The sequence below is a fragment of the Pseudorhodobacter aquimaris genome, from assembly GCF_001202025.1.
GTDB lineage: Bacteria > Pseudomonadota > Alphaproteobacteria > Rhodobacterales > Rhodobacteraceae > Pseudorhodobacter > Pseudorhodobacter aquimaris.
The window spans coordinates 116,174-129,444 of the sequence record NZ_LGHS01000046.1; the positions used below are offsets into that span (position 1 = coordinate 116,174).

Here is a 13,271-nt window from a genome sequence, read left to right on the forward strand (position 1 = left end):
AGAGGCGTTAGGCATAAGACTCAATGCGAACGATGCCTGACATTTCCGGAGAACCCAATGGCCAAACCCATGCTTGAACAGACCCCGACGCGGCGCGAATGGACAGTTACCGGCATGGATTGTGGGTCATGTGCCAGCAAGATCAGGAATGCCGTGGGACGGCTGGCGGGCGTTTCTGATATCAACGTGGCCTTGATGACCGAACGGTTGAGCCTGTCACTGGACGCGGCACAGACGTCGCCTGCCAAGGTCGAAGAGGTGGTTACATCGCTTGGCTATGGGATTGTGGCCAAAGGCGCGGCACCGACGCACAACGCCCAGCAGGAAAACCAAGACCATTCCCAAAGGCATCAGCGCTGGTATCAAACGGCCAAGGGCCGCTTGGCAACCGTTACGGGAACCCTCTTATGTCTGGCGTGGGGCGTTGATTTGCTGACCTCTTCACAAATTGGTCATTGGGCCTTTGTCGTCGCCTGTTTGATCGGGGTGACACCGGTGGCCATCCGTGCCTATGCCGCATTGCGGCTTGGTCAGCCCTTTACCATCGAAGGTTTGATGACGATTGCGGCACTTGGCGCCTTGTTCATCAATGAGGCTGAAGAGGCGGCGCTGGTTGTGTTCCTTTTTGCCGTGGGCGAGATGCTGGAAGGTGTCGCTGCCAGCAAGGCCCGCAATGGTATTCGCGCGCTGGCAGACCTTGTCCCTAAAACCGCCTTGTTAGAGGAAGACGGGGCAACAAGCGAGGTGCCCGCCGCGCGTTTGGCCGTGGGGCAGGTCATAGTCGTGCGACCGGGTGATCGAATTCCGGCGGATGGCAATATCGTATCGGGCACCAGCGGGGTGGATGAAAGCCCCGTGACGGGCGAAAGCGTGCCGCGCAGCAAAGGGCCGGGCGACGCTGTTTTTGCAGGCTCTATCAATACCGAGGCTGTTTTGCGGGTCGCGGTGACCAAAGCCGCGCAAGACAACACGATCTCTCGTATCATCCAACTGGTCGAAGAGGCCGAGGATGCCCGCGCCCCGACCGAACGTTTCATCGACCGCTTCAGCCGGTGGTATATGCCCGCGATCGTGGGGCTTGCGGCCTTGGTCATCGTGCTGCCACCCCTTGTATTCGGTCAGCTTTGGGAGACGTGGATCTATCGCGGCCTCGCCCTTCTCTTGATCGGTTGCCCTTGCGCGTTGGTCATTTCGGTGCCCGCTTCGATCGCTTCGGCCTTGTCGGCGGGTGCGCGTCGCGGGTTGTTGATGAAGGGCGGAGCGGTGATTGAGGCGGCAGCAAAGACGACCCATGTTGCCTTTGACAAGACAGGCACCCTGACCTCTGGCCGTCCGGTGGTGACGGATGTGGTTGTCTTGGGCGATTTGGACGAACGCAAGGTTCTATCGCTTGCCGCTGCCGTAGAGGCCGGCTCCAGTCATCCCCTTGCCGCTGCCATCCGCGCGCAGGCGGCGGATACCCCCGTGATGACGGCAACGGAATCGCGACTGATCCCCGGTCGGGGCGTAGAGGCGGTGGTCGATGGCATTAAAACCTGGGTCACCAATCCAAAATACGCGGCAGAGCATGGTGGTCTGGATGCAGTTGGATCAATGCGGGCAACGGCCCTCGAACAAGAGGGCAAGACCGTTGCCGTATTGTACCGCGCCGACAGCCCCCTCGCCCTGTTCGCGCTGCGTGATGAGCCACGCAAGGACGCAGCAGACGCCATGCGTCAGTTGCGGGCCATGGGGATCACGCCGATTATTCTGACAGGCGACAATCCCCGCACAGCCGCCGCTATTGCGGGCGGTCTGGGTATCGCGTTTCAGGCAGAAATGATGCCCGAAACCAAATTGGCGGCGATCAAGGCCATGGGTCAATCGGGTCATGTGATGATGGTCGGAGACGGCATCAACGATGCACCAGCGCTTAAACAGGCCAGCGTCGGGGTGGCAATGGGGTCAGGCACCGACGTGGCGTTGGAAACGGCCGACGCGGCCATCTTGCGCGATCGCGTCACTGATGTACCTGCGCAAATTCGGCTGGCGCGGGGGGCGATGGCCAATATCCGTCAGAACGTCATATTGGCATTGGGGTTGAAGGCGGTGTTCCTTGTTACATCGGTTCTGGGGATTACGGGGCTTTGGATTGCCATCATGGCCGATACCGGCGCGACTGTTCTGGTGACGCTGAACGCTTTGCGCCTGTTGCGTTTGGACCCGACCCGAGAGGCCAACGACCGGATCAGCCCTTAAAGAAATGCGCGACCCTTTGCCTGATGAGCTCTGGTTCCATCGCGGGGTCATATCCCCCTTTGCGGGCCTCGATCATGGCGCGCCAAGGATAGCTGAAATTGCGCTTTTCAAGGATGGCCATATGCTCTTCCATCGTTCTGATCTTGCGCGGCGGATTGCCGGCATAGACGGCCCCCCCCTCAACCGGACCGCTGACCACGCTGCCGGCGCCGATTATGGTGTTGGGCCCGATATTCGTTCCCGGAAGGATACAAGTGCCCACCCCGATAAACACGTTGTCACCGATAACAACAGGCCCGACGGCATCAAACGTGGTTCCATGCGCCTGATTGAGCATAATCGCCGAGCCATCGTGGCCCGACACAAAGCCGCCCGCGATCCAGACGTTATTTCCGATCCTTGTCAGATGCGGATCCGTAAAAACAGCCGCGGGATTAATAGAGCAGTTGTCGCCCATGCTTTCAAAACCGGCATGGCGGCGCATATATTCTGTCCAGTCATCCAAAGACGGATTGCCAAATTTGCGCCAAATCTTGACATATTTTCCGTGCTCGATCGCTGATCGTCGCAAAAACTTAATCAGTAATTCTCGTAGCATTCGTGTAATTCCCCAGTTTGGAGAACAGTATCGGCCCAAGGAAACATCCTCAAGTTACGCGTTAAAAACACATGCTTATTTAGGCACTTTCACGCCCATGTCGGATATTATAAGCGCGTGGCAGTTTAATAATCGGGATATTTGCAGGTATTATTATGATGGTTCGGCTTTAAAATTCCCGTGAGGGTTTAATTGCATTTAGCCGCCGTTATTGCAGCGGTTATGAGCGGGCCTTTGGGCTGGAAACCCCGGAAAACGGCGCGACTCCGAGATTGGCTGTGTCTGACGGCGGGTGCGCGTCAGGCAGGCCCGAGGCTGGGCATCAGGTCGATCAGCTCTTGGGTATAGGCGTTTTGCGGGGTTTCGAACAGCCGTTCCGTTTCCGACAACTCGCAGATCTGGCCCTTTTGCATCACGGCCACACGGTCACACATCTGGCGCACAACCGGAAGATCATGGCTGATAAACAGCACGGTCAGGTCCAAGGCATCGCGCAGATCCTTGAGCAGGTTCAGGATCTGCGCCTGAATTGAGACATCCAGCGCCGAGGTCGGCTCATCACAGATCAAAAACCTTGGCCGCGTGGCCAGCGCCCGCGCGATGGAAATCCGCTGACGTTGGCCGCCCGAAAACTCATGCGGGAATCTATCCCCTGCCGCCGCCCCCAGCCCGACAATCGTCAGCAGATCACCGACGATCTTTTGCGTCTCGGCCCCCGAGCCTGCAAGGCGGTTGTGGTGGATCGGCTCGGCCACAATATCACGCACCCGCATCCGCGGATTGAGCGAGGAGAACGGGTCCTGAAAAATCATCTGGATCTGACGGCGCAGCGCCTGCCGGTCGTGTGACCCTTGCCGCGCGGCGATATCCTGCCCGTCGAACAGAATCTGCCCGGTATCGGGGGGATGGATGCCCGCAATCATCCGCGCAACGGTGGATTTGCCGCTGCCGGATTCACCCACAAGGCCCAGCACCTCACCGCGCGCAATGTCAAAAGTGACCCCCTTGACCGCATCGACATAGCGCCGGTTGCGCGGCAGGATCGCGTTTTTGGTCAGGAACCGAATGCCAAGGCCCTTGACCGACAGCAGCGGTTTTGTGCTTGCACCCGTCCCGACGTCCGGTGCCTTGCTGCGCAGCCATGTGCTTGTAAGGGAAAGGTCGGGCGCGGTTTGCACATCTGCCCCTATGGGCGCATAGCTCAGGCTTGGAAAGCGGTCCAGCTTGCGATCCCCGCGCGGGACGGCGGCCAGCAGGCTTTGGGTATAGGCATGGCGCGGCGCGTGGATGATCTGCTGGGTTGGCCCTTCCTCGACGACCTCGCCGTGATACATCACCGCCACGCGGTCGGCAGTCTGGGCGATCACCCCCATGTCATGGGTCACAAGGATAACGCCCACGCCGCGCTCCTTCACCAGATTGCACAGCAGGTCAAGGATCTGCGCCTGAACCGAGACATCCAGTGCCGTTGTCGGCTCATCCGCGATGATCAGATCGGGGTCGGAGCAAAGCGCCAGCGCGATCACTACCCGCTGCCGCATCCCGCCGGAAAACTGATGCGGATATTGGTCGACACGGGTTTCAGGCTCCCGGATGCCGACCTGATCCAGCAGGTCAACCGCCTTGCCCCGCGCCTCGGGCGGGGTCAGGCGGTGATGGGTGCGCAGGGTTTCAACCAGCTGCTGCCCGACGGTATAAAGCGGGTTGAGACTGGTCAGCGGGTCCTGGAAAATCATCGAGACCCGCGCCCCCAGCAGATCGGGGATGGATGTGGTATCCGTCCCGTCCAAGAGGATACGCCCGCCCGCAACATGGCCCGGCCGGTCCAAAAGCCCCATGATCGCGGTGCCGATGGTGGATTTCCCCGCGCCCGATTCCCCGACCAGCCCGAGGATCTCACCGCGTTCCAGCGTCAGGGTCACATCGCGCACGGCGGTGAAGGTCGCTTTGCGGCCGGGGTATTCAACCGTCAGGTTCTGGATGGAAAGCAATGTCATGGTCTCTCCTCAACGCAGTTTCGGATCAAGCACATCACGCAGCCAATCCCCCAGAAGGTTGACCGAAAGCACCAGAAGCGCCAGCGTCAGCCCCGGATAGATCAGCATCCAGCGTTCGCCCGAAAAGATGAAATCATTGCCGATGCGAATGAGCGTGCCCAGCGACGGCTCCCCCGCCGGAATACCAAGGCCAAGAAAGCTGAGCGTGGCCTCGCCCAAAATCGCCACACCAAGGTTGATCGTGGCGATCACTAGGACCGGCCCCATTACATTGGGCAGGATATGACGCGCCAAAATCGCGCCCGATCCACGCCCAATGACCTGTGCCGCCAAAACATATTCGCGGCTTTTCTCAACCATGGTAGAGGCGCGCACGGTCCGGGCTACCTGTGGCCAGATCGACAGGGCCATCGCGATGATGATCACGACGATGGCCATCTCGCTATGCTGGTCGCGGGTCATGAAACTGCGGGTGACGCCGTCGATCAGAAGGGCCACCATAATGGCGGGAAAGGTCATCTGGATATCGACGATCCGCATGATGACCGCATCCACCAGCCCGCCGAAATAGCCCGCGATCAGGCCAAAGGTCACCCCCGCACAAACCGCCAGCGCAACCGAGATTGCGCCGACAAAAACCGAGGTGCGCGTACCGTAAAGGATGGTGGAGAACAGATCCCGCCCCTGATCATCGGTGCCCAGCAAAAACGCCGGATCGCCGCCGCTTTGCCACGCAGGCGGAATCAGCGCGTTGAACAGATCAATCGAGGCCTTGTCGAACGGATCAAAGGGCGCAATCCACGGCGCCAGCATTGCTGCACCGATCATCAGCACCAGTATGAGCCCCGCAAGGACCGTCAGCGGCGAGCGGCGGAATTTATAGCCCGCGTCGCTGTCATAGGCGCGCAGGAACAGGTTGGGGCGTTGCTCAGGTGTCATGTCGCCTCACTTGGATGACATCCGCAAACGCGGATCGACAAGGAAATACAACAGATCGACCAAGAGGTTGATCGAGACGAAAATCAGCGCGACCAGCAAAAGATAGGCTGACATAACCGGAATATCGACGGTGGAGATCGCCTGAATGAACAACAGCCCGATGCCCGGCCATTGAAACACGCTTTCGGTGACGATGCCAAAGGCGATGATCGACCCCAGTTGCAGCCCCGCGATGGTCATCACCGGCACAAGTGTATTTTTCAGGGCATGACCGTAATGGATGCGGGTCTTGGAGATGCCCCGCGCACGGGCGAACTTGATGTAATCGCTGCGCATGACCTCCAGTATCTCGGCCCGCACCAGACGCATGATAAAGGTCATCTGGAACAGCCCCAACGTGCAGGCGGGCAGGATGATGGAATGCCAGCCCGAGGGGGTCAAAAGCCCCGTGGTCCACCAGCCCAGATCAACGGTATCGCCGCGCCCGAAGGTGGGAAAGGCGCCCAGCTCCACCCCAAAAATCAGGATCAGCATGATGCCGATGAAAAACGTCGGCAAGGAGATCCCCGCCAGCGAAAAGATCAAGAACGCCCGCGACAGCCAGCTTTCGGGTTTTAGCCCCGCATAGACCCCCATCGGAATCCCAACCAGAAGCGCCAGCCCGAAGGCGATCAGGCTCAGCTCTATCGAGGCAGGCAGCCGGTCGGCCAGAAGGGCTGCAACGGGGCGGCCCAACTGATAGGAGAGGCCGAAATCGCCGTGTAGCGCGCGCATCACGAATTGCGCGAATTGCGTAGGCAGGGGATCGTTCAGCCCCAAGGCCTCTCGCAGGGCGGTGCGATCCTCCATCGTGGTGTCGATGCTGACCATCTGCGCCACGGGATCACCGGCGAAACGGAACATGACAAAGGCAAGGAAGGCGACCACAAGCAACAGCAATGCGGCCTGCAAAAGGCGTTCCAGCAAGAAGCGGATCATGGGGTTCTCCGGGACATCAGGCGGCCCGCAAAACAGATGCGGGCCGCGATTGAAGGGGCGGTTACTCTGGCATCACGACATAGCGCCAGTCAAAGACGTTATCGGCACGGATCTGAAGGTCGACCTTGTCGCGGATCCCCCAAGCGGCCCATGTCTGATGCAGTGGCAGATAGGCGACATCCTCGGTGGTGATGGTCCATGCCTCGTTGATCAGGGCGTTGCGCTTGTCCTCATCCGTCTCGATCAGGATCTCATTGGCAAGGCGATCGATCTCGGGGTTGCAATAGCCGCCGAAATTAGATTTACCGGCGATGATCTGGCCCTGATCCTCGGGCGCCCAGATGGCGCTGTTTTCATCGGCGCGCGGGCACATATGTAGCGAATAAAGCGCGATATGGCTGTCGAGGCTGGCGGGCGTGGTGCCCAGCATCGCCATGCCGAAATCCATATTGGGGGCCAGGATCGCCTCCAGATATTGCGCCTTGGCCTGCACATTGGCCTGCGCATCAATGCCCACCTTGGCCAGCATATTTGACACGGCAAGACAGATCGCCTCATCGTTCACATACATGTTGTTGGAACATTGGAAAGTAAAGGAGAACCCGTCGGCATAGCCCGCCTCGGCCAGCAGTTCCTTTGACCGTTCAACATCATAGTCATAGCGTTTGAACGTATCGGAATAGCCGTTCACACCGGGGGCAACCATCAGGGCTGCGGGCGTGGCCCGACCGCGCAGGATACGGGCGTGGATCGTTTCAATGTCAATCGCGCGGTAGATCGCCTCACGCACGCGGCGATCCTTGAGGGGGTTTTCCTCCAGACCCGAACCCGGCAGGGTGTCGCGCCACTGGTTCATCGTCAGATACATGGTGCGCACTTCCGGTCCGGCCTTGATGCCTGCATTGGGCGCGGCCTCGATCCGGGCGATATCCTGTACCGAGATCGGGAAGACCACATCAAGCTGTTCGGACAAAAGGGCGGCCACCCGTGTCGCGGCATTGGGGACGGGGGTATATTCCACATCCGAAATATTCATCGGCACGCTGCCCTTGCCCCACCAGCCGTCATAGGCGGTCAGCGTGGTTTTTACGCCCGGCTCACGGGTTTCAACCCGAAAGGGGCCGGTGCCGTTTTCATGCAGGGTGGCATAGCTTTCCTCGGCGGCGGCCTTATCGGCATTGCCGATATTGTTCGCCTCGGCCCAATCGCGGTTCATGATGTACCAGTTGGCCCAGGTGTAATGCAGGATCGGGTTCGGCTCGGTGGTGATGAAATCAACGGTGTGATCATCGACGGCAACCACCTCGGTATCCGCGGCCAGACGGTTCTTGAAATCGGAGGCGCCTGCGCGCACCCGCTCGGCACTGTAAATCACGTCATCGGCGGTAAAGGGGGTGCCGTCGTGGAAGGTCACATCCTTGCGCAGGTGGAACCGCCAGTGTGTGGGGGAGAGCAGCTCCCAGCTTTCGGCCAATGCGGGCTGGATCGACAGGTCCGGCGCGCGGCGGATCAGCCCTTCATAGACATTGCCCAGAAACCCCGAGGTAAAGACCTCTTCGACCACATAGGGGTCCATCGTTACCGCATCCCCCTGTGCCGCGAACCGCAGGGTCTGCGCGCTTGACGCAAATGGGACAAGCGCCAGCGCAGTTACGAGGCAAAGTGACGAGAGGGGTTTGTGGGTCATAAGCATATTCCCTGTGCTGTTGGTCGATTGGGATTATCTGTGGTTACGGTGATTTGCATCGTCAATTTTTTAGGGATGGTCAATGCCAAGGGGCAATTCCAATCGGAAGGACGGCTATGTTTCACTATATTGACTTGATAGTGATTGAAACGGCAGAATTCAAGGCAGCAATGTTTTGAGTGCTAGAGGCCGGGCATCTGTGATCGGGGGCTTGGATTTCATTTTCGGCGATTTACGCGGCTGTGTTGACGCAATACCTATTGGGATGACGTGCGGGCAAATAGATATGCTGGGGGTATCCTATGGGGATTGTTGAAGAAGGCTGCGTCATCGGGGTCGATGGCGGTGGAACCGGCTGCCGCGCAGGAATTGCGACGCTTGACGGGCGCGTGCTTGCAACCGCAACGGCCGGTCCCGCAAATTTTTCCACCGACCCGGATCAGACAAGGGCCAATGTGATTTCCGCAATCGGCAAGGCGGCCGCGCGTTTGGGCATAGATCCCGCGCAGCTCTATGATTGCGCCATCCATTTCGGGCTGGCCGGTATCATGCAAGAGGCTGACGCCGCACGGTTTCGGGCCGTTTTGCCCTTTGCGCGGGCGGTTGTGACGGATGACCGGCCCACCGCTTTTGCGGGGGCCTTGGGGGAGGGCGACGGCGTGCTGGCCGCTGTCGGGACAGGCACTTTGGTTGCCGCACATTTTGGCCGGACCCGCCGGTATTTCTGCGGCTGGGGCTTTGATCTGTCGGATCAGGCCTCGGGCGCGTGGTTGGGGCGGGGTGCTTTGATGCGCTGCCTGCTGGCCTATGACGGGTTGGCGCAAGACAGCGTCCTGACACGTGCGATCATGGCGCAATTCGCGGATGTGCCGACGGCGCTGGTTGAATTCGCACGCACCGCCCTGCCTGCCGATTATGCGACATTCGCACCCCAAGTCATAAGGGCCGCCGAGGCAGGTGATGAAACCGCCTGTGATCTGATGCGACAGGGTGCGGCCTATTTGAACGGCTGTTTTGCAGCGCTGCCCGTGGCGCAATCTGGCCCGCTTTGCCTGTCGGGCGGGGTCGGCCCGCATTATGCGCTTTATCTTGAACCCCGGTTTCGGGACCGTTTGGTCGCCCCGCTTGGCACCGCCCTTGACGGTGCGTTGTTTCTGGCGCGCGAGGCGCATAAGAATATGGAAACGCCGCCATGAAGGTTAAAGGAGTGAACATGCCCCATCAAACCCATATGCGGCGAGAGATCCTTGAAATTCCCGATGTTGTCGAAACTCTGCTGACACAGGGAAAGCCCGGTATGGAGGCGGCTGCCGGTGCTCTGGCGGCCTGTGACCCACGGTTTATCGTTTCGGTCGCGCGGGGGTCGTCGGATCATGCCGCCACCTATTTCAAATATATCTGTGAAATGGAGGCAGGTATTCCCGTGGCTTCGGTCGGGCTATCTGTGACCTCCATCTACGGGCGCAAACTGTCCTTGCAGGGGGCGGCCTGTCTGGCGGTGTCGCAATCGGGCAAAAGCCCCGATATTCTGCGGATGGCCGAAATGGCCACGGCCGGGGGGGCGGTGTCGCTGGCCCTGACCAACCACCCCGAGAGCGCGCTTGCCAAGGCCAGCACCCATACCCTACAGCTCCATGCGGGCCTCGAGCAAAGCGTTGCTGCGACCAAAACCTTTGTTAGCTCGATTGTCTCTCTGGTCTGGTTGCTGGCGGAATGGCGTCAGGATAGGGCCTTGCGGGCGGCGATTCACGACCTGCCAGAGGTGCTGTCTCAAGCGGTCACGAAGGATTGGAGTGCGCTTGGCGCGCAGATCGCGTCGCGACCGTCGCTCTATTGTCTGGGGCGCGGTCCGGCCTCTGCGATTGCCGATGAGGCGGCGCTTAAATTCAAGGAAACCTGTCAGCTTCACGCGGAATCCTTTTCCTCGGCCGAGGTGTTGCACGGGCCGGTCTCGATCGTGGATCGCGGCTTTCCGGTGTTGGCCTTTGCTGCGGTTGATGCCGCAGAGCAATCGGTGGCGGATGTGGCCGATGCGATGGCGGCTAAGGGGGCTGCGGTCTTTGTGACCTCTGACAAGGCCGGTCAGGCAACGGCCCTGCCTTGTGCCCGCACGGCCCATCCGCTGACCGATCCGGTTTCGCTGGTCGTGTCCTTTTATGCGATGGTGGAACAACTCGCCGTTGCGCGCGGGATCAATCCCGACGCCCCGCGCCACCTTAAAAAAGTAACGGAAACCTTATGAAACGGCGGGCATATATCGGTGCGGATATTTTTGACGACACCTGTCTGCATTCGGGTATGGCGATCTTGCTGGAGGGCGATGTTTTCCGCGGTATCGTGCCAAAGGGGGACATTCCGGCAGGGTTTTCGCAGATTGCGCTGAAAGGCGGGACCTTGATGCCGGGCTTTGTCGATCTTCAGGTCAATGGCGGCGGCGGGGTGATGTTCAACGGGCAAACCTCGACCAAAGGTCTGGCCGCAATCGCACAGGCACATGCCACAACAGGTACGCGGGCGCTGTTGCCGACCCTGATCACCGACACCGCCGAGCGCACCCGCGCCGCCGTCAATGCGGTTGAAGCGGCGATCCGCCAAGGGGTTTCGGGGATTATCGGCATCCATCTGGAGGGGCCGCATCTGTCGCTGGCGCGCAAGGGGGCGCATGATCCCGCGCTCATCCGTAAGATGGGGCAAGTGGACGAAGATTTCCTCTGTGATGCCGCGCAACGTTTGCCCAATGTGATGGTCACGGTTGCGCCCGAATCCGTCAGCCCCGCACAGATTGCACGGCTGGACCGCGCGGGCGTTATCGTCTCATTGGGTCATAGTGATTGCAGCTTTGATCAGGCTGAGGCCGCCTTTGCCGCGGGTGCGCGCTGTGTCACCCATCTTTTCAACGCCATGAGCCAGCTTGGCAGCCGCGCGCCGGGGCTGGTCGGGGCCGCTTTGCAGGCCGGGACGGTTTCCGCCGGGCTGATTGCTGATGGCATCCATGTGCATCCCGCCGCGATGCGTCTGGCACTGGCGGCCAAACAGGGGCCAGCGGGGATTTTTCTGGTGACGGATGCAATGGCCACCGCCGGATCGGATATTACGGAATTTACCCTTAACGGGCGGCGGGTCTTGCGGCGGAACGGTGATTTGCGGCTTGAGGATGGCACTTTGGCCGGCGCAGATCTGGATTTCTCCCGCGCGCTTTCGGTGATGATCGATAAGGTCGGGATTGATCCGGCGCGCGCCTATGCGATGGTGACATCCGGCCCCGCCGCATTGTTAAAGATGAGGCTGGGCGCGGGGGAGTTTACGCCGGGTGCGCGATGGAACGGGATCTGGTTGGATGACAAACACCGCTACACCCCGCTGTCAGGGCTCAATCCTGCGTAGTAGATAGATGTCCATGATCCAGCCATGCGCCGCCCGCGCGGCTTGGCGCATGGTGAGGATCTCGGGTGCCACCTGATCCAGCCTACCGGCCATAAGCAATTGGTTTGCCATCCCCAGATAGGCCCCCCACCAGATATCATAGGCGCTGCCCTCCAGCACCTCGAAGGCACCACCCTGATCGAGCATCACCGCCAGCGTGGTCGCGCCCTCGGGCCAACCATGATCGCGCAGGCGGCGGCCGGTGGTCACGGTGAAATCCCCGCCCAATGTGTTTAGGGGGATGCCATGCGCCGCCGTCAGCACTTGCAGCGCGGTGATTCCCGGCACGACCCGAACTTTTGGCGCAGGCGACAGCCGCGCGGCAATTCGCAGCGTGCTGTCATAAAGCGAAGGGTCCCCCCAAACCAGCAGGGCCACCCGCTTGACCGAAGGCGGGATGGCAGAGGTCCAAACGGCGGCAATCCGGTCGTGCCAGTCCTCGACCGCCTTTAAATAGGGCAAGGCAGGGTCGCGGCGGGGCAGGTCAAATTCGACCACAGGCGCATCCGCCCCCAAGACCGAGACCACAATTTGCCGCCGTAGATCGGCAAGATCGGCGCGATCCTTTCCCTTGCGCGGGATCAGGATCAGGTCAGCCTCGGCCAAGGTTTTTTGGGCCTCGACCGTCAGATGGTCAGGGTTGCCGGTGCCGATACCAATAAGAAATAATGTCTGCATTGTTGAACGCGTCCGGGCCTTTGCGGTGGCCCGAACGCTTGATCCATTAGCTGTGCTGATGATACAGGCGGTTGGTCAACAGCGGTGATCCCTTCAGCCCGTGCAAGGATTTCGCCCCCGCTAGAACAGCCAGATCGGCCAGCGGCTCTATCAGGACCACTAGCATATAGGCCGCGCCAAATGACCCGATGGCCGCCAGATTATCGGCCCCAACGCCTTGCCCGTAGATCGCCCAAAAACCCACCCAAAGCACCACGCCGCCCTGATAGGCCGCCGACATTTTCAAAACATGGCTATAGCTAAGGTCGACATAAGCCACATTCGTCGGAACAACCCGCCGCGCCAGCAGATCAATCGCAAACAGCGGGAACAACAGCGTTGTGACATTCACGAAATACATCGGCAGATCGGTCGGCGCAAAGAAGAGCGATTGCACCAAAAGCCCGGCCGCCAGCCCGATTGCCGAGGCAGGCGTCCCCAGCAGCAAGAACAGCGTCGTCCCTAGGATCAAGTGGACCTCTGACACGCCAACGGCAAAATGCGGCAGCACCTCAAAGAAGATAAAGGTTCCGACCATTGCGATCACTGACCGCAGAGCCAATGACACAACATTATGGGTTTTCAGGTCATCGATGATCAGCTTGGCTGTATAGCCCGCAGTCGCGGTTGCGGTGGCATAGGCAAAGACCATCTTGGCGCCATCTACGACGCCGGGTTCGATATGCATATCAGT

The 13,271-nt window shown here is 60.0% G+C and carries 11 protein-coding genes; 4 read left to right on the forward strand and 7 right to left on the reverse strand.

The features are described 5' to 3' along the window. The first annotated feature begins 69 nt into the window (after nt 1-69). A complete protein-coding gene (locus AKU94_RS07090; protein WP_050526711.1) occupies nt 70-2,238 on the forward strand; it encodes a heavy metal translocating P-type ATPase in 2,169 nt (722 codons plus the stop codon). Here the strand turns inward: AKU94_RS07090 and AKU94_RS07095 are convergent. The 5 genes from AKU94_RS07095 to AKU94_RS07115 form a co-directional block, all read right to left on the reverse strand. Continuing rightward, on the reverse strand, nt 2,228-2,722 hold the full coding sequence (locus tag AKU94_RS07095; RefSeq protein ID WP_232295717.1) for an acyltransferase: 495 nt from the start codon (nt 2,720-2,722) through the stop codon (nt 2,228-2,230). The two genes, AKU94_RS07090 and AKU94_RS07095, sit on opposite strands and share 11 nt — an antisense overlap. Before the next feature lie 413 nt (nt 2,723-3,135). Further along, a complete protein-coding gene (locus tag AKU94_RS07100) occupies nt 3,136-4,833 on the reverse strand; it encodes an ABC transporter ATP-binding protein (protein ID WP_050526601.1) in 1,698 nt (565 codons plus the stop codon). A gap of 9 nt (nt 4,834-4,842) precedes the next feature. Beyond that, complete coding sequence (locus AKU94_RS07105; RefSeq protein ID WP_083444982.1) at nt 4,843-5,772, reverse strand: ABC transporter permease; 930 nt, start codon at nt 5,770-5,772, stop codon at nt 4,843-4,845. Between the two features lie 6 nt (nt 5,773-5,778). After that, nucleotides 5,779-6,750, reverse strand: a complete 972-nt coding sequence (locus tag AKU94_RS07110) for an ABC transporter permease (RefSeq protein ID WP_050526602.1) — start codon at nt 6,748-6,750, stop codon at nt 5,779-5,781. 61 nt (nt 6,751-6,811) lie between these two features. Next, nucleotides 6,812-8,437 carry an ABC transporter substrate-binding protein gene (locus tag AKU94_RS07115; protein ID WP_083444993.1) on the reverse strand — a complete coding sequence of 542 codons (1,626 nt, stop codon included), beginning with the start codon at nt 8,435-8,437 and terminating at the stop codon, nt 6,812-6,814. Nucleotides 8,438-8,739: 302 nt separating this feature from the next. Here AKU94_RS07115 and AKU94_RS07120 point away from each other — a divergent pair, with 302 nt between their 5' ends. Genes AKU94_RS07120 through nagA form a run of 3 tightly spaced genes read left to right on the forward strand, consistent with a single transcriptional unit; the run spans nt 8,740 to nt 11,821 of the window. Next, on the forward strand, nt 8,740-9,633 hold the full coding sequence (locus AKU94_RS07120; protein WP_050526603.1) for a BadF/BadG/BcrA/BcrD ATPase family protein: 894 nt from the start codon (nt 8,740-8,742) through the stop codon (nt 9,631-9,633). Nucleotides 9,634-9,650: 17 nt separating this feature from the next. Beyond that, nucleotides 9,651-10,679, forward strand: coding sequence for an SIS domain-containing protein (locus tag AKU94_RS07125; RefSeq protein WP_050526604.1), 1,029 nt, complete (start codon nt 9,651-9,653; stop codon nt 10,677-10,679). Continuing rightward, a complete protein-coding gene (nagA, locus tag AKU94_RS07130; protein ID WP_050526605.1) occupies nt 10,676-11,821 on the forward strand; it encodes an N-acetylglucosamine-6-phosphate deacetylase in 1,146 nt (381 codons plus the stop codon). The genes AKU94_RS07125 and nagA overlap by 4 nt, the downstream gene beginning before the upstream one ends. On the opposite strand, the gene cobF is transcribed toward nagA, so the two are convergent. Next, nucleotides 11,801-12,538, reverse strand: a complete 738-nt coding sequence (cobF, locus tag AKU94_RS07135) for a precorrin-6A synthase (deacetylating) (protein ID WP_050526606.1) — start codon at nt 12,536-12,538, stop codon at nt 11,801-11,803. The two genes, nagA and cobF, sit on opposite strands and share 21 nt — an antisense overlap. A 46-nt stretch (nt 12,539-12,584) precedes the next feature. Further along, nucleotides 12,585-13,265 (reverse strand): energy-coupling factor ABC transporter permease, encoded by a 681-nt coding sequence (locus tag AKU94_RS07140; RefSeq protein WP_050526607.1) that lies wholly within the window; start codon nt 13,263-13,265, stop codon nt 12,585-12,587. Nucleotides 13,266-13,271 lie beyond the last annotated feature (6 nt).